This window comes from Caulobacter mirabilis, from assembly GCF_002749615.1.
In the GTDB taxonomy this organism is placed as follows: Bacteria; Pseudomonadota; Alphaproteobacteria; order Caulobacterales; family Caulobacteraceae; genus Caulobacter; species Caulobacter mirabilis.
In genome coordinates this window covers 2,333,915-2,355,256 of record NZ_CP024201.1, presented here as the reverse complement: position 1 = coordinate 2,355,256, position 21,342 = coordinate 2,333,915, and the positions used below count along the sequence as shown (strand labels likewise).

Annotated in this window: 8 protein-coding genes; 3 read left to right on the top strand and 5 right to left on the bottom strand. The window is 68.9% G+C overall.

Translation table 11 applies throughout. From position 1 onward, the window contains the following. Positions 1 to 292: 292 nt before the first annotated feature. Together CSW64_RS11370 and CSW64_RS11365 are read left to right on the top strand one after the other, a co-directional pair. The gene (locus CSW64_RS11370; RefSeq protein ID WP_172448528.1) at positions 293 to 11,098 is read left to right on the top strand and encodes a DUF7507 domain-containing protein; all 10,806 of its coding nucleotides are present in this window, start codon (positions 293 to 295) and stop codon (positions 11,096 to 11,098) included. After that, positions 11,095 to 14,631 (top strand): TonB-dependent receptor, encoded by a 3,537-nt coding sequence (locus CSW64_RS11365; protein WP_150131382.1) that lies wholly within the window; start codon positions 11,095 to 11,097, stop codon positions 14,629 to 14,631. Before CSW64_RS11370 ends, CSW64_RS11365 begins: the two co-directional genes overlap by 4 nt. Before the next feature lie 67 nt (positions 14,632 to 14,698). Here the strand turns inward: CSW64_RS11365 and CSW64_RS11360 are convergent, their stop codons facing one another. The 3 genes from CSW64_RS11360 to CSW64_RS11350 form a co-directional block, all read right to left on the bottom strand. After that, the gene (locus CSW64_RS11360; RefSeq protein ID WP_172448527.1) at positions 14,699 to 17,743 is read right to left on the bottom strand and encodes a TonB-dependent receptor plug domain-containing protein; all 3,045 of its coding nucleotides are present in this window, start codon (positions 17,741 to 17,743) and stop codon (positions 14,699 to 14,701) included. Between the two features lie 192 nt (positions 17,744 to 17,935). After that, positions 17,936 to 18,736 carry a LytR/AlgR family response regulator transcription factor gene (locus CSW64_RS11355; RefSeq protein WP_150131381.1) on the bottom strand — a complete coding sequence of 267 codons (801 nt, stop codon included), beginning with the start codon at positions 18,734 to 18,736 and terminating at the stop codon, positions 17,936 to 17,938. Beyond that, positions 18,733 to 19,836, bottom strand: coding sequence for a sensor histidine kinase (locus tag CSW64_RS11350; protein WP_172448526.1), 1,104 nt, complete (start codon positions 19,834 to 19,836; stop codon positions 18,733 to 18,735). The genes CSW64_RS11355 and CSW64_RS11350 overlap by 4 nt, the downstream gene beginning before the upstream one ends. A gap of 138 nt (positions 19,837 to 19,974) precedes the next feature. On the opposite strand from CSW64_RS11350, the gene CSW64_RS22015 reads away from it, so the two are divergent. Next, positions 19,975 to 20,331: a MarR family winged helix-turn-helix transcriptional regulator gene (locus tag CSW64_RS22015; RefSeq protein ID WP_172448525.1), complete on the top strand. Its 357-nt coding sequence runs from the start codon at positions 19,975 to 19,977 to the stop codon at positions 20,329 to 20,331. Here the strand turns inward: CSW64_RS22015 and CSW64_RS11345 are convergent. After that, positions 20,328 to 20,582, bottom strand: coding sequence for a hypothetical protein (locus tag CSW64_RS11345; RefSeq protein WP_150131380.1), 255 nt, complete (start codon positions 20,580 to 20,582; stop codon positions 20,328 to 20,330). The genes CSW64_RS22015 and CSW64_RS11345 overlap by 4 nt on opposite strands. Positions 20,583 to 20,587: 5 nt before the next feature. Beyond that, positions 20,588 to 21,313: a response regulator transcription factor family protein gene (locus CSW64_RS11340; RefSeq protein WP_099622211.1), complete on the bottom strand. Its 726-nt coding sequence runs from the start codon at positions 21,311 to 21,313 to the stop codon at positions 20,588 to 20,590. Positions 21,314 to 21,342: the final 29 nt, after the last annotated feature.

Genomic DNA, 21,342 nt, shown 5'->3' with positions numbered 1-21,342 from the left:
CAGAATTGCTCGCCTAGCGGGTCGATCATTCTGATCGAAACTCACCATAGATCAGCAAGAATGAAACGCCTCTCGGCAAACGTGTTGCCGGAGAGAGAGATGACGCCTGTCAATTGTAAAGAATTGAAAGGTGACCTGTCGGTCGTCGCGTCAGTAGTGCAGGCTAGCTCGCAAATAGTGGCGTTCGTAGTGCGTTTCCTGTGCGAAGCAGCGATGGTCAGCATTCATGGTCGCCACGATCCTTTCGATCGGACATCCTGGACAACGTGATCACGTAACGGGTCTTTCCAGCGTGGTAGCCCGAAAGGGCCGAGCCGCGGCCGCCCGGCTTCTTCGCGCCGCCGGCATCGGCGCGCTCAGCGGGCTGATGATCCTGTCGTCGGCGGGATACGCCCATGCTCAGCAACGTTCCATCCTCAACACCGGCTTCGAGGCGCAGAATCCTGGCGGTCCGGGCGCGCCGACCTTCCAGCTGTTCAACACGGGGGCCGTAACGGGCTGGAAGGCCGTCGCCAACTCGAACAACACGGCCACCCAGATCGAGCTCTGGGACAGCGGCTTCCAGGGGGTGACCTCCTACGAAGGCTCCGTCCACGCCGAGATGAACGCCAACCTGCCCGGCGCCCTCTATCAGGAGGTCTGCTTCACCACGGGCGAAAGCATCGGCTGGTTCTTCGCGCACCGCGCGCGCTCGGGCGGCGCCAACCCGCAGATCGCCAACTTCGAGATCGCCAACGCGTCCGGAACGGTGCTGCAGACGCTGGCGTCGCAGAGCTCGCCGATCGACAACACCTGGTACACCAATTCCGGAACCGGCGTGTACGCCGGCCCGACCGGGATTCAGCGGATCCAGTTCCGCACGACCAATCCGGGCAGCGTCGGCAACTTCCTGGACGCCATCCAGATCGACCTGGCGGCCTACGCGGAGTTCTCTTCAGCCACGACTTCGGCGCTGGAGGGGGCGGCCAGCCCGACCGTTCCGTCGATCACCGTGACCGGCAAGGTCGACCAGGCGGTCACCATTCCCCTGACGATCACCGGCGGCACGGCGACCTCGGGCGTCGACTACACCCTGTCGCCGCTGTCGATCACCATTCCCGCGGGCAACTACAGCGGCACGCTGTTCCCGATCCCGCTGACGATCATCAACGACAGCACGATCGAGGCCGACGAGACGGTCATCGTCCGCCTGGGCACGCCCAGCAACGCCGAGATCTTCCTGGCCAACACCGGCTGCAGCGGCAACCCGACCCTGCAGGCGACCCATACGATCCTCGACGACGACGTCGACCTGCGCACCAACAAGACCCTGTCCTCGGCCAACGCCTCGCCCGCCGAGGGCGATACGGTCTCGTTCCAGATCGCGGTGACCAACCTGGGCGCGCGGGCCGCGACGGCCGTGACCCTGACCGATCGGTTGCCCGCGGGCATGACCTTCACCTCCGCGACGCCGAGCGCGGGGACCTACAGCAGCGCCAACGGCATCTGGACCCTCGGCAATCTGGCGGCGGGCGCGACGGCGACCCTGACTCTGACCGGAACCGTCAACACGGGGCAGGCAGGCAACACGATCACCAACACGACGACGGCCGCGACGGGAACCAACGTCGACAATAGCCGAACAGCCGGCGACGACCTGACCGAGAGCGTGGTGGTGAACTCCACCTCGGGCCTGTCGGTGACCAAGAGCGGCGTGCTGGATCGCGGGGCCGACGGCGTCGCCGGGGTCGGCGACGTGATCACCTATTCGTTCACGGTGCGAAACACCGGCACCAGCGCCCTGACCAATGTCGCGCTGACCGAGCGGTTGCCCGGCGCGATCCTGACCGGCGGTCCGATCGCGACCCTGCCGCGCGGCGCGACGGACACCACGACCTTCAAGGCGACCTACACCCTGACCCAGGCCGACGTTGACAGGGGGAGGGTGGACAACACCGTCGACGGAACGGCCCGGGATGGGACCGGGGCCACGCTCACGGCGACCGGCCAGACCACCACGCCGATCCCGCAGACGGTCGGCCTCGGCATCACCAAGACCCAGACCGGCGGGCCGACGACCGTCAACGCCGCGGGGCAGACCCTGACCTACACGGTGGTGCTGCGGAACACCGGCAACATCACCCAGACCAACGCCAAGGTCGTCGACACCCTGCCGAGCGCCGTCGCCAGCACGCTCGGCGGGCAGACGGAGTCGATCCTCGCCGACGGACTGCTGCAGCCGGGCGAGACCTGGACCTACACCGTAAGCTACGTAACCACCCAGGCCGACGTCGACGGCGGCGCGCCGCTGGTCAACTCGGCGTTGGGCAACAGCGACCAGTCGTCGCCCGTGTCGGCGACGGCGACGACCCTGGTGTCGCGCAATCCGGTGATGGTGGTCAGCAAGCAGGTGGACCGAACCAGCATCGGCCAACCCGGCGTGCTGAACTACACCATCACCCTGCGCAACGCCGGCAACGTGACCCTGACCGGCATATCGGTCGCCGACACCCTGCCGAACGGGTCGGCCGGCGTCCTGTCGGGACCCGCCGGCGACGGCGGCGTGGCCGGCGCCATCGATGTGGGCGAGACCTGGACCTATACGACGACCTACACCGTCACGCAGGCCGAGATCGAGGCGGGGACGGCTCGCGTCAACACGGTGACCGGGCGCACGGCGCAGATCAATTCGCCGCTGACGGCCACGGCGACGACGACCATCTCACGCAACCCCGCGGTCGCGATCGACAAGACGGTGGACAGAGCGTCGATCAGCGCGCCCGGCGTGCTCAACTACACGATCAAGGTCAGCAACACCGGCAATCTGGCGCTGACCGGCGTCTCGGTGAGCGACACGATTCCTGACGGAACCGTCGGAGCCCTGACGGGACCGACCGGCGACGGCGGCGTCGTCGGCACGCTCGATCTGGGCGAGACCTGGACTTACACGGCGAGCTTCAACGTCAATCAGGCGCGCATCGACGCCGGGACCGCCCTGGTCAACACCGCGCGGGTGACCACCACCCAGACGCCGACAGCGGTGACCGATACGGCGACCACGACGATCACCGCCACGCCGGCGTTGACGGTCCGCAAGACCGTCGACCGGGCCACCATCAGCGCTCCGGGCGTGCTGAACTACACGATCACGGTGAGCAACACCGGCAACCAGTCCCTGACCGGCGTGACGCCGACCGACACCCTGCCGAACGGTTCGGCCGCGACTCTGACCGGCCCGACGGGCGACGGCGGCGTGGTCGGGACGCTGGATGTCGGCGAGACCTGGACCTACACCACGACCTACAGCGTCACCCAGGCCGAGATCGACGCCGGGACCGACCGCACCAACACCATCAGCGTCGTCTCGACCCAGACGTCGACGCCGGCCACGGGGACGGCCGTCACGCGCATCCAGAGGTCGCCGGCGATCACCATCGACAAGACCGTCGACCGGTCCTCGATCGCGGCGCCCGGCGCGCTGAACTACACCATCACCGTCCGGAACTCCGGCAACGTGGCCCTGACCGGCGTGGCCGTGAGCGACACCCTGCCGGACGGCGGCGCGGGGACCCTGACCGGCCCGACGGGCGGCGGCGGCGCGCCGGGCGTGCTCGACGTCGGCGAGACCTGGACCTACACGACGAGCTTCAACGTCAGCCAGGCCCGGATCGACGCCGGGACCAGCCTGACCAACCTGGCCTCCGCGACCAGCACCCAGACGCCGACGGCTGTGACCGACACCGCGGTGACCACCGTCACCGCCGCTCCGGCGCTGACGGTCCGCAAGACCGTCGACCGCCCGACGATCTCCGCGCCCGGGCTGCTGAGCTACACGATCACGGTGAGCAACACCGGCAACGTCTCGCTGACCGGCGTGACGCCGACCGACACCCTGCCGAACGGTTCGACCGGAGCCCTGACCGGACCGACCGGCGACGCCGGCGTGGCGGGCACGCTCGATGTCGGCGAGACCTGGACCTACACGACGACCTACAGCGTCACCCAGGCCGAGATCGACGCCGGGACCGACCGCACCAACACCGTCGGCGTGACCACGACCCAGACGCCGACGCCGGCCACGGGAACGGCCGTCACGCGGATCCAGAGGTCGCCGGCGATCACCATCGACAAGACCGTCGACCAGGCGTCGATCTCGGCGCCGGGGGCGCTGGCCTACACGATCGTGGTGCGGAACACGGGCAATGTGGCGCTCACCGGCGTGACCCTGAGCGACACCCTGCCGGACGGAACCGCGGGCGCTCTCAGCGGCCCGACGGGGGATGGCGGCGCGCCGGGCGTGCTCGACGTCGGCGAGGCCTGGACCTACACGACCAGCTTCAACGTCAGCCAGGCGCGGATCGACGCGGGCGCCAGCCTGACGAACCTGGCCTCGGTGACCTCGACCCAGACGCCGACCCCGACGACCGACACGGCGGTGACGACGGTGTCGCAACGCGCCGCCTTCCGGATCGATAAGACGGTCGACCAGGCGGTCATCTCGACGCCGGGCTCGCTCAACTACACGATCCGGGTGATCAACACCGGCAACGTGTCCCTGACCAACGTCGCCCCGACCGACACCCTGCCGGACGGCTCGATTGGGGTCCTGCCGGCGCCCTCTGGCGACGGCGGCGCGGCCGGCGTGCTCGACGTCGGCGAAACCTGGACCTACACGATCAGCTATCCGGTCGATCAGGCGCGCATCGAGGTCGGCGGCAACCTGATCAACAGAGTCTCGGTCACCACCGCCGAGACGACCTCGCCGCTGGACGATGCGGTCACCTCGATCGCCCAGTACTTCTCGCTGTCGATCGACAAGATCGTCGACCAGAGCAGCACCAGCACGGTCGGGACCGTGCTCAACTACACCGTCACATTGCGCAACACCGGCAACGTCTCGCTGAGCGGACTGAGCGTCACCGACACTCTGCCCAACGGCGCGGCCGGCGTGCTGACCTTCACCGGCGGCGACGCCAACGGCGACACCCGGCTGGACCTCAACGAGCAGTGGACCTACTCGGGCAGCTACATCGTCACCCAGGCCGACATCGACAACGGCGCGACGCTGGTGAACACCGCGCGCGCCACCTCGGCCCAGACGCCGGTCGCGGTGAGCGACACCGCCACGACGATCGTCAACCAGAACGCCGGCATCCTGGTCGAAAAGGACGTCGACAAGGACACCGTCGCGACCACGGGAACGCTGGTCTACACGATCCGGGCGACCAACATCGGCAACACCACGCTGAGCAACGTGACGCCGGTGGACATCCTGCCGGACGGCACGACGGCGGTGCTGTCCGGCCCGAGCGGCGACGGCGGCCTGCCGGGCGAGATCGACGTCGGCGAGACCTGGACCTGGACGACGACCTTCAACGTCAACCAGAACCAGCTGAACGCTGGCGCCGACCTGATCAACAACGTCACGGTCACCGCGACCGACCCCGGCGGCAACCGCACGGACTCGGATTCCGTCACCACGAGCCTGGTCCGCGTTCCGGCCATGGCGGTGACCAAGTCGGTCGACAAGACCGCGATCGCGGCGCCGGGGACGCTGAGCTACGCCCTGACCGTGTCGAACACCGGCAACGTGTCGCTGACGAACGTGACGCCCGTCGACACCTTGCCGGACGGCTCCGCCGCGGTCCTGTCCGGGCCGGCGGGCGACGGCGGCGCGCCCGGCGTGCTCGATGTCGGCGAGACCTGGACCTACACGACGACCTTCAACGCGACCCAGGCCCAGATCGACGCCGGCGCGCCGCTGGTCAACAGCCTGTCCGCGACCTCCGCGGAGACCCCGACGCCGGCGACGGCGACGGCCACGACGACCATCACGGGCTCGCCGAGCCTGCGGGTGACCAAGGTCGTCGACCGTGGCGCGATCTCGGCGCCGGGCCAGCTGAACTACACGATCACGGTGGCCAACACCGGCAACGTGTCTCTGACGGGCGTGACGCCGACCGACACTCTGCCGGACGGGACGGCCGGGGTCCTGTCGCCTCCCTCCGGCGACGCCGGCGTGCTTGGCGTGCTCGATGTCGGCGAAACCTGGACCTACACCACGACCTTCAACGCGACCCAGGCCCAGATCGACGCCGGCGCGACCCTCACCAACACCGTGTCGGTCGTCTCCACCCAGACGCCCGCGCCGACGACGGCGACGGCGGCCACGACGGTCTCGACCGCGCCCGGCCTGGCGGTGACCAAGGCCGTCGACCAGACGTCGATCTCGGCGCCGGGGACCCTAACCTACACCTTGACGCTGTCGAACACCGGCAACGTGTCGCTCACCGGCGTGACCCCGGTCGACACCCTGCCGGACGGCTCGGCCGGCGCGCTCAGCGGTCCAACCGGCGACGGCGGCGCGCCAAACGTGCTCGATGTGGGTGAGACCTGGACCTACACGACGACCTTCAACGCGACCCAGGCCCAGATCGACGCCGGGTTGGCGCTGGTCAACAACCTGTCGGTCACGACCACCCAGACCCCGACGCCCGAGACGGCCTCGGCGACCACCACCGTCAACGGCGCGCCGGGGCTCAGCGTGACGAAGGTCGTGGACCACCGCTCCATCTCGGCGCCCGGACCGCTCAACTACACGATCACAGCGAGAAACACCGGCAACCAGTCCCTGACGGGCGTGACGCCGACCGACACCCTGCCGGACGGCTCGGCCGGCGCGCTCAGCGGCCCGACGGGCGACGCCGGCGCGCCTGGCGTGCTCGATGTCGGCGAGACCTGGACCTGGACGGCGACCTTCAACGCGACCCAGGCCCAGATCGACGCCGGCGCAACGCTGACCAACACCGTCTCGGTGGTCTCGACCCAAACGCCGGCTCCGGCGACGGCCACGGCCGCCACCACGATCTCCAGCGCGCCGCGGCTGAGCGTCGGCAAGACCGTCGACCAGGCTTCGATCTCGGCGCCGGGGACCCTGACCTACACCCTGACGCTGTCGAACACCGGCAATGTCTCGCTGACGGGCGTGGCGCCGGTCGACACTCTGCCGGACGGCTCGACAGCGGCCCTGTCCGGCCCGACGGGCGACGGCGGCGCGCCAGGCGTGCTCGATGTGGGCGAAACCTGGACCTACACGACCACCTTCACCGTGAACCAGGCGCGCATCGACGCTGGTGCGGCGCTGGTCAACAGCCTGTCGGCGACGACGGCTGAGACTCCGACTCCGGAAACGGCCACGGCGACGACCACCATCGCCGCAGCCCCCGAGCTCACGGCGACCAAGACCGTCGACCGCTCGGCGATCTCCGCGCCGGGGGTCCTGAACTATGTGATCCGCCTGCGGAACGCCGGCAACGTCTCGCTGACCGGCGTGACGCCCAGCGACACGCTGCCCGACGGCTCGGCCGGGGTCCTGTCCGGCCCGTCGGGCGACGGCGGCGCGCCGGGCGTGCTCGATGTTGGCGAGACCTGGACCTATACGACGACCTTCGCGGTGAACCAGGCGCGGATCGACGCCAGCGCGCCCCTGGTCAACACCGTGTCGGCGGTCACGACCCAGACCCCGACGGCCCGCACGGCGACCGCGACGACGACCGTCTCGAGCGACCCCGGCGTGGCGATCACCAAGTCGGTGGATCACGCGACGGTCAGCAGCCCGATGACCCTGACCTACACCATCCGCGCGCTCAACACGGGCAACCGCTCGCTCGGATCGGTGACCCTGAACGACACGCTGTCCAACGGCGGCGTCGTCACGGTCGGGGCGCCGCAGGAGAGCCCCGGCGGCGGAACGCCGGGCGTGCTCGATGTGGGCGAAACCTGGACCTGGACCGCGACCTACGCCCTGACCCAGGCCGACATCGACGCCGCCGCCGCGCTGGTGAACACCGCCACACTGACCACTGACCTGACCGCGGCGCAGAGCGCGACGGCCACCACCCTGGTCAACGACCTGTCCGAGCTGATCGTCGAGAAGGACGTCGACCTGCAGCAGGTCAGCGCGCCCGGCCCGCTGACCTACAGCATTCGCGTCGTCAACGGCGGCAACACCCGGCTGATGACCCCCGCGTTGACCGACACGCTGTCGAACGGCGGGACGGTGACTGTAGGACCGCCTTCCGAAAGCCTGCCCGGGGGGACCGCGGGCGTGCTCGATGTCGGCGAGACCTGGACCTACACGGCGACCCACGCGGTGACCCAGGCCGAGATCGACGCGGGCGCCGACCTGGTCAACACGGCCTCGGCGACGGCGCAACGGCCGGCCGGCGGCGCACTCACGGCCGACGACACGGCGACGACGCGGATCACCCAGCGGGTCGACGTCGAGCTGGTGAAGAGCGGAACCCTGAATCTGGGCGCCGACGGCCGCATCGGGGCTGGCGACACCATCAGCTTCGCGTTCGCGGTCTCGAACACCGGCAATGTGACGATCAACAACCTGACCCTGACCGACGGCCTGCCGGGCGTGGTCGTCACCGGCGGTCCGATCGCCAGCCTGGCCGCCGGGGCGAGGGACGCCACGACCTTCACCGGCAGCTACATCCTGACCCAGGCCGACATCGACGCGGGACGGATCACCAATCCGGCCACCGTGACCGGCGCGACCTCGGCGGGTGGAACGGCGACGGCTTCGGATGATGTGACCCTGGCCCTGACCGGCCTGCCGACGATCACGCTGGACAAGACCGGCAGTCTGAACATGGGCGCGAACGGCCGGGCGGACGTCGGCGACGTCATCACCTACGCCTTCACCGTCACCAACATCGGCAACGTCACCGTCAACGCCGTCTCGATCAGCGACGTCCTGCCTGGGATCGTGCTGAACGGCGGCCCCATCGCCAGCCTGGCGCCGGGAGCCTCCGACTCCGGCACGATCACGGCCGCCTACGCCTTGACCCAGGCCGACATTGACGCCGGCCAGGTGATCAACACGGCGACCGCCAGCGGCCAGGACCCGAGCGGCAATCCAGTCTCCGCCAGCGACGGTCTGACCATTCCGATCGCCGGCGCGCCGACCATCACGCTGGACAAGACCGGCAGCCTGAACCTGGGCGCGGACGGCCGGGCCGACGTCGGCGACGTCGCCGCCTACGCCTTCACCGTGACCAACACCGGCAACCAGACACTGACCAACGTCACGATCACGGACGCCCTGGCCGGCGTGACGCTCAGCGGCGGCCCGATCGCCACGCTGGCGCCCGGCGCCTCGGACTCGACCACGATCACGGCGACCTACGCCCTGAAGCAGACCGACATCGACGCCGGCCAGCTGGTCAACACCGCCACGACCACGGCCGCGGCGCCCGGCGGGGCGACCGTCTCGGCGAACGACAGCCTGACGCTGCCGATCACGGGGGCGCCGCTGCTGACGCTGGACAAGACCGGCGTCCTGGATCTGGGCGGCGACGGCCGAGCCGGCGTCGGCGACGTGATCACCTACGCCTTCACCGTGACCAACGGCGGCAACGTCACCGTCAGCAACGTCGTCATCACCGACGCCCTGGCCGGGGTGACCATGAGCGGCGGCCCCATCGCCACGCTGGCGCCCGGAGCGTCGGACACGACCACCATCACGGCGACCTATGCCCTGACCCAGGCCGACGTCGACGCCGGCCGGGTGATCAACACCGCCACCGCCACCGGCCAGACTCCCTCGGGCGATCCGTTGACCGGGACGGACAGCGTCACGGTTCCCGTGGCCGGCGCGCCCGCCGTGACCCTGACCAAGACCGCGACGCTGGACGACGGCGGCGACGGCCGGGCCGATGCGGGCGACACGATCCGCTACCGCTTCCTGGTCGCCAACACCGGCAACCAGACCCTGACCAACATCACCATCGCGGACGCCCTGGCCGGCGTGACGGTGACCGGCGGCCCGATCGCGACGCTGGCGCCCGGCGCCTCTGATGCGACGACGATCACAGCGACCTACGTCCTGACCCAGGCCGACATCGACGGCGGGCAGGTGGTCAACACGGCCACGGCGACCGGGCAGGGGCCCGGCGCGGTCTCGGTCTCCGACGCCGACAGCGTCACCACGCCGATCCTCGGCGCGCCGGCGATCGTGGCGACCAAGGCCGCCGCCCTCACCACCGACCGAGCGACCCAAGGCGTGGGCAACGCCGGCGACGTGATCACCTATACGGTCACGGTCACGAACACCGGCAACACCACGCTGGAGAACCTTGTCGTCGGCGATGTCTTCCAGGGCGGAGCTGAAACGCTTCTGGCCTGCGCGCCCTCAACCCTGCCGCCCGGCGCCACGACGGCCTGCACCAGCTATACGCACGTCATCACCCAGGACGAGGCCAACGCCGGCGTGTCGCTGAGCAACACGGTCTCGGCCAGGGCCCATGTCCTGGGCCGGCCGGCGGTCACCGCCACCGCCGGCGCCGCGACCACCACGGCCGTCGAGCCCGATCCGACCGATCTGCAGATCTCCAAGTCGGCCGCGCCGCGCGACGTGAAGATCGGCGATCTGGTCCGCTACACCGTCACCATCGTCAACGTCGGGACCGTCGACGCCGTCGACGTCACCCTGACCGACACGCCGCCGGGCGGCTTCAGCTACGTTGAAGGCTCGCTGTCGGTGGACGACGCCGACGACGCCTTCCGCCTGGCCGGGGTCAACCCGATCCGGGTCGATCGGATCGATGTTCCGGTCGGACAGAGGGCCACGGTGGTCTACCTGCTGCGGGTCGGCGCCGGCGTCCGCCCAGGTAGTCATGTGAACCGCGCGGTCGCCGAGGACGGCCCCCGGGTGTCCAACATCGCCACCGCCGAAGTGCGGCTGGTCTCAGACCCGCTGCTCGACGAAAGCCTGATCGTCGGCACGGTCTTCGACGACCGAGACGGCGACGGCTGGCAGGACGAGGGCGAGCCGGGCATCCCCGGCGTGCGCATCGCCTCGGTCGAAGGCCTGATCGTCGAGACCGACCAGTTCGGCCGCTATCACCTGGTCGGCGTCGACGGCGGGCCGTGGGAGCGCGGACGGAACTTCATCCTCAAGGTCGATCCGGTGACCCTGCCGCCCGGCAGCAGGTTCAGCACCGACAACCCCTTGCTGCGGCGCGTGACGCCAGGGCTGCCCGTCCGTTTCGATTTCGGCGTGATCCTGCCACAGGCGGCTGCGCCTTCGGGTCAGGAGGTCCGGCCGTGACCCTCAAGCAAATGCTCTGCTGCTGTTCGATCCTGGCCGGCGTCTCGGCGACGGCGACCGCGCGGGCCGAGGAGACCTCGGCGGCCCCCACGCCGCAGGAGGCCCAGCCGGCGGCGGTCGGCCGCTGGACCATCGCCGTGCCCGGCGGCGGCGCGATCTGGGCGACGGAGGATCCGACCCTGGGCCAGCCGTCTCTCAACGTCTCGGCGCCGTCAGAGGTCGCCTTCGCCGGCGGGCGGATCACCGAGCCGGTGCGCTTCTACGGCTATAACAACTACTCCGCCTTCATCGAACGGTCGGAGGTGCTGGTCTACCGGGCCGTCGACGCCGATCTGGTGACGCCGATCGCGACGGTTCCGCTGCCGTCCGGCGCGGTCAGCGAGATGGAGTGGGACGGCGCCCTGCCGGCCGATCTGGCGCTGCGCGCGGGCGACGAGCTGATCTATGTCGTCCGGGCCTACGGCGCGAACGGCGTCTATGACGAGACCTTCCCGCGCCGCCTGCAGCTGGTCACGCCCGAGCAGGCCGAACGCCGGTCTCGACTGCTGCGTACGACCACCGAGCGCAAGTTCGGCGAGGCCTTCACCGTCGACGAGGCCCTGCGCCGCAGCCAGCTGGACCAGGTGTTCGGCGAGAACGCCCTGGGCCTGCAGAACATCCCGGTTCACGGCTCAAAGGTCCGGATCCAGGGACGCGGTCTGCCCGACGCCTTCTCCGTGCGCATCAATGGGCGCGACCATCCCATTGATCTGGAACGCAAGTTCGTCGCCGAGTACCTGGTCCCGGTCGGGCCGCACGATTTCACGCTCGAAATGACCGGCCCCGACATGCCCCCGCGGCGGGAGACGCTGCACATCGATGTCAGCGGCAAGTACACCTTCCTGGTCGGGATCGCCGATCTGACGGTGTCGAAGAACAGCATCTCCGGCTCCACCGGCCCGCTGTCGACGGACGATCGTCTGAAGGACGACGATTTCCTGATCGAGGGGCGACTGGCCTTCTATCTGAAGTCCAAGCTCAAGGGCCGCTACCTCCTGACCGCCCAGGCGGACACCCAGGAGCGCGAGCTGGACAAGCTGTTCGACGGTTTCTTCGACGCCGACCCGCGGGACGTGTTCCGGCGGCTGGATCCCGACCTCTACTATCCGACCTACGGCGACGACTCGACGACCTATCGCGACGTCGACACCCAGGGGCGGCTGTACGGTCGTCTCGACTGGGACAAGAACCAGCTGCTGTTCGGCAACTTCGAGACCCGCATCGGCGGGACCGAGTATGGCCGCTATTCCCGCAGCCTCTACGGCGGGGCGGGCGACCTGCGCAGTCGAGAGGTGACCGCCCTGGGGGAGCCGGTCAGCCAGCTGCGGGCCTTCGCCTCCAAGGCCCAGACCGCGCCCGGCCATTCCGAGTTCCTCGGCACCGGGGCCAGTCTCTACTTCCTGCGCCAGACCGACATCCTGCCCGGGTCCGACAAGGTGATGATCGAGGTGCGCGATCCCACCACCGGCCGGGTCGAGCGGCGCACGCCGCTGCTGCCCGGGGCCGATTACGAGCTGGACGACCTGCAGGGACGGATCCTGCTGACCAAGCCGCTGACGCCGACCACCCGCGAGGGCGTGCCCGGCCTGATCACCGACGCGCCCCTGGCTGGGTTCCTGCAGGTGCTCGTGGTCGACTACGAGTACGTTCCGACCGGCTTCGACCCGGACACGACCGCCGTCGGTCTGCGCGGCAAGCACTGGTTCGGCGAGCACGTCGGCGTCGGCCTGACCTATGTCAACGAGGGCAGGGCCGGCGACGACTACAACCTGATGGGCGCCGACATCACCCTGCAGGCCGGGCGCGGCACCTACTTCAAGATCGAGCACACCCGGACGGAAAACGCCGGCGTGCCGGTGTTCTACTCGGACAACGGCGGCCTGACCTTCACCCAGCCGGGGGCTAATCTCGGCGCGCGGGACGGAACGGCGACCGCCGTCGAGGCGCGGGTGAACCTGAAGGACCTCGGGGTCACGCAGGACAACTGGGCCGCCGGCGCCTGGTGGCGGAACGTCGACGGCGGCTTCTCCGTCGCCCGGTCCGACACCGGAGAGCCCGTCGAGGAGTACGGCGCGGAGGTCGTGGGCGAATTCGGCCCCGCGATCAGCCTGTACGCCCGCTACAGCCACGCCGAGCGCGGCGATGAGGCCCTGACCCAGGCCCAGATCACCGGCGAGTGGCGGTTTCGCGAGACCGCTTCGGTCGGCGCGGAAATCCGCCATGTCGACGAGCAGCGCACGCTGGGGCGGGGACGCGGGACCCTGGCGGCGATGCGCTATACCCAGCAGGTCACCCCGTCGCTCGAACTCTACGGCCAGGGGCAGGTGACGCTGGACGACGACGGCGGCGCCTACGCTCGCAACGACGCGGTGACGGTCGGCGGAACCTACCTCTACGGCGACCAGTCCAGCGTCGGCGCGGAGCTGACGGCGGGCGACCGCGGCAACGCCGCGCGGATCACGGCCGAGCATCGCCTGAACCCGGATCACACCGTCTACGCCACCTACACGACCTCGACGGATCGCACCGACTACGATCCGCTGTTCAGCACCCGCGCCGACGACGGCTGGGTCGTGGGCCAGCGGTGGCGGCTGTCAAACCGCACCAGCCTGTTCAACGAGAGCCAGTATCTGAAGACCCCGTCGGAAGCCGGCCTGGCCCACACCTTCGGCCTCGACTTCTATCCGTCGCAGGGGTGGAACCTGGGCTTCACCGTCACCCACGCCGACCTCGAGCGCCATCAGGGCGGCGGGCTGTTCGGCCAGGTCGAACGGCAGGCGATCAGCATCTCCGGCGGCCTGACGACACGCGAGACCCAGTGGCAGAGCAAGCTGGAATGGCGCGAGGACAGCGGCCTCGAGGACCGCACCCAGTGGGTGACCACCAACCGCATCATGCTGAGGGTCAGCGAGAGTCTGCGCCTGGCGGGACGGCTGAACTACTCGGAGACCAAGGACCGGCTGAAGGCGGACGCCGGGGCTCGGTTCCTGGAGAGCAACCTCGGCTTCGCCTACCGTCCCTGGAACAGCACCCGCTGGGCCCTGTTCGGCAAACACACCTACCTCTACGACGTTTCGGCCCTGTCACAGGTCGGCAACGGCGTGGCCCTGTACGACCAGCGCACCCAGGTGCTGTCGCTGGAGGGGATCTACAACCCCGACCCGACGTGGGAGTTCGCCGGCAAGGTCGCGCGTCGGGAAGGGGAGGTGCGCTTTGGCCGGATGACGGGCCAGTGGGCCGATTCCGGCGCCACCTTCCTGGCCGGCCAGGTGCGACTGGAGATCGGCGGGCGCTGGCATGCCCTGGCGGAGTACCGCTATCTCGGCGTCGATGACGGCGGGACCCGACAAGGCGTGCTGATCGGCGTCGACCGGGACATCGGCGATCACCTGCGCATCGGCATCGGCTACAATTTCACCGAGTTCAGCGACGACCTGACCGACTTCGACTACGACCATCGCGGCCTGTTCCTGAACGTCGTCGGACGGTTCTAGGCCGAAACCGAAAGGGGCCGGGCTTTCACCCGACCCCTCCATGGTTCGCCTGTCGACGTCCTGGCCGTCAGAAGCTGAGGCGGAAGCCGCCGTAGAAGCGCCGTCCGAGGCCGTCGTAGATTTCCGGGAAGGTCGTCCAGCCGGTCGTCTGGCCGATGTCGCCGTTGGTGCCGGCGATGAACATGTACTCGTCGAAGATGTTGTCGACCCCGGCGTAGATGTTGACGCGGTCGTTCACCTCGTAGCGGGCCTGGGCGTTGACGAAGGTCATCGAGGGCAGGGCCGATTCCAGCGCCGGATCGAAGAAGCCGACGTCCGCCTCGCCCACGTACTGGACCCCGACGGTCATCTGCAGCGGGCCCCGCGCATAGAGCAGGTTCAGCACCGCCTCATGCTCCGGCGACCCCGCCACGCCCTTGAAGGTCTGCGGCGCGGCGCCCGGGAAGGCGACCGAGTTGAACTCCAGCAGGTGGCTGTAGGTCAGCGAGGCCGCAAGCTTGCCGAGGTCCGCCGCCTGGCCCGAGAACAGGTCGTTGAGGTCCAGCGAGTAGCTGGCCTTGACGTCCAGACCCTCGACCTTGATTTCGGCCAGGTTCAGGTTGCGGATGTTGACGTACTGCAGCGCGCCCACCGAGGCCCCGCCGGAGAAGCGCTGGATGCCGCCGCAGAACGGCGAGGCCGGGTCATAGGCCGTCGGGCTCTCGTAGCAGCGGTTGAGCGAGACCTGACGACCATAGGTGCCGACGCCCTTCTGGATCGAGATGTCGTAGTAGTCGACCGAGAGCGAGAAGCGCGTCCACCAGTCGTTCCAGCGCGGGTTGAACAGGAAGCCCGCGGTGAAGGTCTTGGAGGTTTCCGGGGTCAGGTCGGGATTGCCGGTATTGAAGCCGGATAGGCCCTGGGCCTCGGGTTGGCTCAGCGCGAAGCCGCCGTCGCGAGCGACGCGCGCCGCGACCGCCGGGTCGAGCATACAGGCCCGGGCCACGGCGTTGCCGATCGTCGATGCGTTGACGCCGCTGCCCAGCGCGATGCTGGGGTCGGCGATGTTCGAGCGGACGTTCAGGAAGGCGGCCTGACCGCCGCTGAGCGTCACGCCTTCACAAGGGTCGCCGACCTGCGGGAAGGTTTGCGAGCCCGGATTGTACAGTTCGTTGATGTTGGGCGCGCGGACCGCGACGGCGTACTGCGAGCGGAGCTTGAGCCAGCTGGTCGGCAGGTATTCCGCCGACGCCGCCCAGGCGGTGGTCGAACCGACGGTGCTGTAGTCCGACAGGCGGCCGGCGAGGTTCAGGTCCAGCGCCTCGGCGAACGGCAGGTTCGCCAGCAGCGGGATGCGGAGCTCGGCGAACGCTTCGGAGACATTGAAGGCCCCGCGGGTTTCCGGCGTGATGTTGCCCGTCGCCAGACCCATCTGAGTCAGCGGATCGGGCGTCGAGCGCGCCGACTCCTCCCGATACTCCGCGCCGACCACGAAGCCGATGTCGCCGGCCGGCAGCAGGCTGGGCAGGGCGCCGTCGACGAAGCCGCTGACGACATACTGCTCCTGGAAGGCGTCCAGGCCTGTCGCGGCGGTGAAGTACTTGAGGGCGTCCTTCGAGATTCCGCCCTCACGGAAGACGAAAGCCGGCCGGCAGCCTTGGGCCCGAGCGGCGGTGTCGCGACAGACGATCTCGCCCCCGACGACAATCGCGTCCAGCGCCTGTTCGAAGCGGTCGGTGATGACGTCGCCGTTGGTCCGCTGGTCATAGTCGGAGCGGCCGTAGTTCACGCTGAACTCGTAGCCCAGGCTCTCGGTCAGGTCGCCTTTGAACCCGAAGACCACGCGCGCCATAGACCGCTCGGACTCGTTGCCGCGATTGCCGACGTCGCTGATCCGGCGGCGGAAGCCGACGACCAGATCCTGATCGGCGATCCCGGGGTGCTGGGCCCGGACGGCGTTGGCCAGGGCGACCGGAACGACCGCGCTGGTGATCGGCACGCCGTAGCGGCACTCGTTGTCGCCGTCGCCGTCGAAGTCTCGGCAGTCGGGAAGCTGATCGATGCCGAACTGGTCCTGGTAGATCGTCTCGGAGCCGAGCGGATTGCCCTCGAGCTCGCTCTGGGTGCGGCCATGAAACACCGACACTTCGGAGAAGAAGCGGTGGTTCTCGTTGAAGTCGAAGGTGATCTGGCCGTTGAAGCGCAGCTGCTCCTCGGGAACGAAGAGCTGACGCTGGGCGGCGCGGTTGTAGCCGAAAGCGGCGTTCGTGTACGGAACCACGACGCCGGTGTCGTTGACCACGCGGGTCAGGTTGCCGGCGCCGACGCGCGGAATGAGCGCGGTGCCGCGCGGAATGTAGGACGAGAAGACGCCCTCGGTTTGCCGGCGAGCCGTGGCGGCGGCCGAGTCGATGCACATGTTTCGATCGCAACGATCGCGGGCGTAGACCGCGCCGGTCTTCCGCCAGCCCACGACGCCGACGAAGTTGCCGCGGTCATCGGCGAAGTTGGAGCCGAACTTCAGGGCGAGCTTGAAATTCTCGTTGTCGCCGCGGTCGGTGATCCCGCCCTGGCCCGACAGCTCCAGGCCCTCGAAGCTGGTCTGGGTGATGATGTTGATGACGCCCGCCAGGGCGTCCGAACCGTAGACCGCCGAGGCCGCGCCGGTCACCACGTCGACACGCTCGATGAAGTCGGTCGGCACCGTGTTGAAGTCGACGGTCTGGCTGCCGACGATGCCGGCCACATGCCGGCGTCCGTTGACCAGCACCAGGGTGCGGTTCTCGCCGAGGTTCCGCAGCTCGACCGTGGTGACGCCGTTGTTCGCGGTCGCGAAGGTGGAGTTGGTCGGAGTGAAGGCCGACGCTCCCGTTTCCGGCAGCGTGCGCAGGATGTCGCCGGTGTTCATCTGGCCGGTGGCCTCGATGTGCTGGGCGGTGATCACCGACACCGGAACCGGGGAGTCCTGGTTGGGGCGCGCGATCCGCGAGCCGGTCACGATAACTTCTTCAACGGCCGCGGCGTCTCCCGCGTTCGCGGTCGTCTCTGCGGCCAGGGCCGTGATCGGCAGGGCCAGGGCCCCGCCCATGATGGTGGTGGCCAGCAGCCGCCGGCGGAAAAGGTGAGTTCGCAAGATCGAGTGCCCTCCCGACGCATCCATTGGATGCGGAGTTTCGTAAGACTGCTTCTCGCCGCCCCCTGCGGACGAGAATTGGCCGAACGGTACTCGCCGGGTTGATTGAGGCAATAAACGCGATCGCCTTCTCTTAATTAATCTGCAAATAGCGCCAGAATTGGCACGTAAATACTAATTACAGAAGTGCAATTACTTTTCATGACGCGCCGCCTGGCGCCAAGGTTTTATGCTCATGGCTTGCGATATCTGGTCCGAATAGCTGGGGCCGACCAGGATTTCCCTTCCGTCGACAAGGGTGAGGACGAGCTTTCGACCGGCTCGCCGGCGCATGCCGCGAACGAAGGTCAGGTTCACGATGACCGAACGGTGGCAGCGTACGAAGCGCGCGGGGTCGATCCTCTGCTCCAGAGCGCTGATGGTGTCGCGGACCAGATGGGCTGCGCCGCGCGTATGGAGCTCGACGTAGTCGCCCTGCGCCAGGATATGGTCGACGTCCTCCAGCGGCTGGCGATGAAGGCCGTCAGGTCGTCGGATCCACACCTCTGTCTCGTAGGCGCTCGGCTGCGCCGTCTGCTGGAGGGACGCGACCAGCGCCTGGAGTTGGGCGAAACGCTGATCCGAGTTGCGGGCCTCCAACCGGCCTCGCGCGCGCCGGATGGCGGCCCGGAGCCGCTCGAACTCGAAAGGCTTGGTGAGATAGTCGGCCGCGTTCAGCTCGAAGGCCCGGACGGCATGCTGCGTGAAGGCCGTGACGAAGATGATCTCGGGCACGACGTCCGCCGGCCGCAGCCGACCCACCACGCCCAGCCCGTCCAGCCCAGGCATCTGGATATCGAGAATCGCCAGATCGGGTTTGAGACTGCGCACGAACTGGAGCGCTTCGTCCCCGGACCGGGCGGCGGCGACCAGCTCGACCTCCGGAATGCAGGCTAGGGCCTGCCGCAGGCGGGCCAGGGCGAGGGGCTCGTCGTCGGCGATCAGAACCTTCACGCCGCGACCTCGAAGGGCAGCTCGACGTCGACGCGCCACCCGCCCGAGGGCGTCGGCCCGTATCGCAGGGCCGCCTCGGGTCCATAGAGAAGCGCCAGGCGCTGCTCGGCGTTCTCAAGGCTTCGGCCAAGCCCCCTCACGCCGGCGACGCCGCCTCCCGGCCCGTCGTCGGACACCCATAGCCAAAGGCGCGAGCCTTCGCGCCGCGCGCCGATCTCAACGGTCATGAGATCGAGCGACCGCGACAGCCCGTGCTTGACCGCATTCTCGACGAACGGCTGGAGGATGAGGCTGGGCACCATGGCGCCGACGGTGTCGGGCGCCACCGCGAGACGACGGCGCAGGCGATCGGGAAAGCGAACCTCCTCGATGTCGAGGTAGCGTCCTTGACCGTCAAGTTCGCTCTCCAGCCGGACCAGCTCTCGCGGCGCCGCCGACAGAGTGTGCTTGAGAAAGGCGGCGAGACGCAGCACGGTCGTATCCGCTTCGCGCGTCCGGCCATCGCCGATGAGGCTGGAGATCGAGTTCAGCGTGTTGAAGAGAAAGTGCGGCTGAATCTGGAGGCGGAGCGCCGCCAGCTGAGCCTGTTGCGCCGCGGCCTGGGCCAGCGCGGTCCGGATCCGCTGACGGTTCAGGTTGTCGCCGGCGACGATGATCGCGCACAGGGCCGACCAGGTCATGATCGGCCACAGGAACGAGATGTAGGTCGAGGCGACGCTGCGTGGATCCAAGAACCGTTCGCCCGCCTGCTCGTGATAATCGGTCAGCAGCCAGAAGTAGGCGCCGTTCAGCACCGTGTGGACCAGGCAGACCACGAGGCCGAGCGCCGCGGCGCGCCAGAACCAGGCGAAGGCTCGCGTCTCGCCGAGCCGACGCAGGAACAGCCACATCAGCAGCGTCAAGGCTATGCCGGTGGCGAGACTGGCCAGGCGCGCCAGGCCGATGCCCTCGAACTGATTGAGGCTGCTCGGCGAGATCAGCGTTCGCGCGCCCAGCTGCAGCGCGTTGATCGTCCAGAAGACGAAGGTGAGGACCACCACCATCCCGTCCAGCCGGGTGAAGGCCCATGGCCGCGTTTCGAAGTCGCCGTCGTCGGTCATCCTGTCTCCTGCGAGGCGCAGGAAGCACAATCCGCCGTCGGAGCGCAAAGCCCAGTCGCTGAACCGTGCGGTTGTCGCGACGAAGCGGCGGCTGGCCGCCCCAGAATGGCCGCCGATGCGCCGAGGCTGGGAGGGGGCATGAGGGACGAACCGGACCAGGTTGCGGATGTGCTGCTGGATTTGCTGCGCGAAGTCGAACGCACCGCGCCGGGCCTGAGTCTGGGCCAACTGGTCATGCTGCTGCACATATTGCGCCGCGAAGGCGTCCGCGTGCTGGAACTCGCCGAGCTGTGCGGGCGGACCGACGCGGGCGTTTCGCGCGGCGTTCGCGCGATGGCGCCTGCAGGGGAGGCCGGCACCCTCGAGCCGGCGTATGGACTGGTCGAGCTGCTGCGGGGCGCCGACGCGCGGGCGAGGCATCTGGTCCCCACCTCGGCCGGTCTGGCGCTAAGGGACCGCCTGGCCGACATCATGCGGCGCGAGCCCGGTCGCTAGTCCCGCGGCCAGATCCGTTCCGGCGCGGCTGCGCGCGGGGCGCATCGCTGGCGGCGATCCGCGAAGCGGATGGCGATCCGATCGAAGCCGGGCTGGAGATCGGCGAGGACGCGCCGGATTTCGCCTTCCTGCGCCCTGGCGCCGTAGACGTCCTCGGCGTCGTACTCGACCGTGATGAAGGCCTTTCGCTTGACCAGCTTGCGCTCGACCGGCGTCGGCGCTTGCTCAGGACGGGGCAGGGGGCCGCGCACGAACGTCATTCCTGCACCAGGCTGGCGTCGAAGCGATATCCCTCGCCCCGGACGTTCTGGATCGGCAGTTCAACGCCCGATCCCAGCAGGACCTTCCGCTTCAGACGGCAGACGGCGGTGCGGATATGGCCTCGCGGATAGTCCTGTTCGAGGACGAGTCCGTCCTCGCGGCGGGTGAAGGCGTTCAACAGTTCCTGGTCGCCGCCGGTCAGACTGATCCGCCGCCCGGTCGGCGTGATCAAGGCGCGCCGCGCGTTCTTCAGCACCCAGGCCTCGCCGGCGGAACCCGGACGAGGATCTGGCGCGTCCGCTCCGGGGCGACGCCAGATCAATCTGTGCAGCCGGGCCAGCACTTCCCGTGCTTCGGTGTCGCGGCCCACGAGATCATCCGCCCCCATCTCCAGGACCAGCACCCGCTCGACGACCTCGCCTTCGAGCGCGACGACGAGCAGCGGAGGGGCGTCCGCGCCGTTCATGTGGCGAATAGCGGCCAGGACCGTTGGGTTCGGCAGGCGCGCAACCAGCGCCACCGCGTTGAACTCTCCCTTGAGCGAGGCCCCGTAGAGACGATCGAGGCTGTTGGTTTCGTACACGGAAAGACCTTGGCGCTCGAGATAGACGCCAAGGTCGTGCGGGTCGCCTTCGCTAAGATCCACCAGCAGGAGGGAGCGAGCGGGCCTGGTCAGGCTGCGACGGTCGTCGCCGCTGACCGAGAAGGCAAGAGAACTCACGGCCGACCCCCGGCCTCAATGACGAACAG

Bases quoted from the DNA above. Each gene is read 5' to 3' on its own strand.
- CSW64_RS11350 (WP_172448526.1), bottom strand. From the start codon at position 19,836: ATGACCGACGACGGCGACTTCGAAACGCGGCCATGGGCCTTCACCCGG.
- CSW64_RS22015 (WP_172448525.1), top strand. From the start codon at position 19,975: ATGAGGGACGAACCGGACCAGGTTGCGGATGTGCTGCTGGATTTGCTG.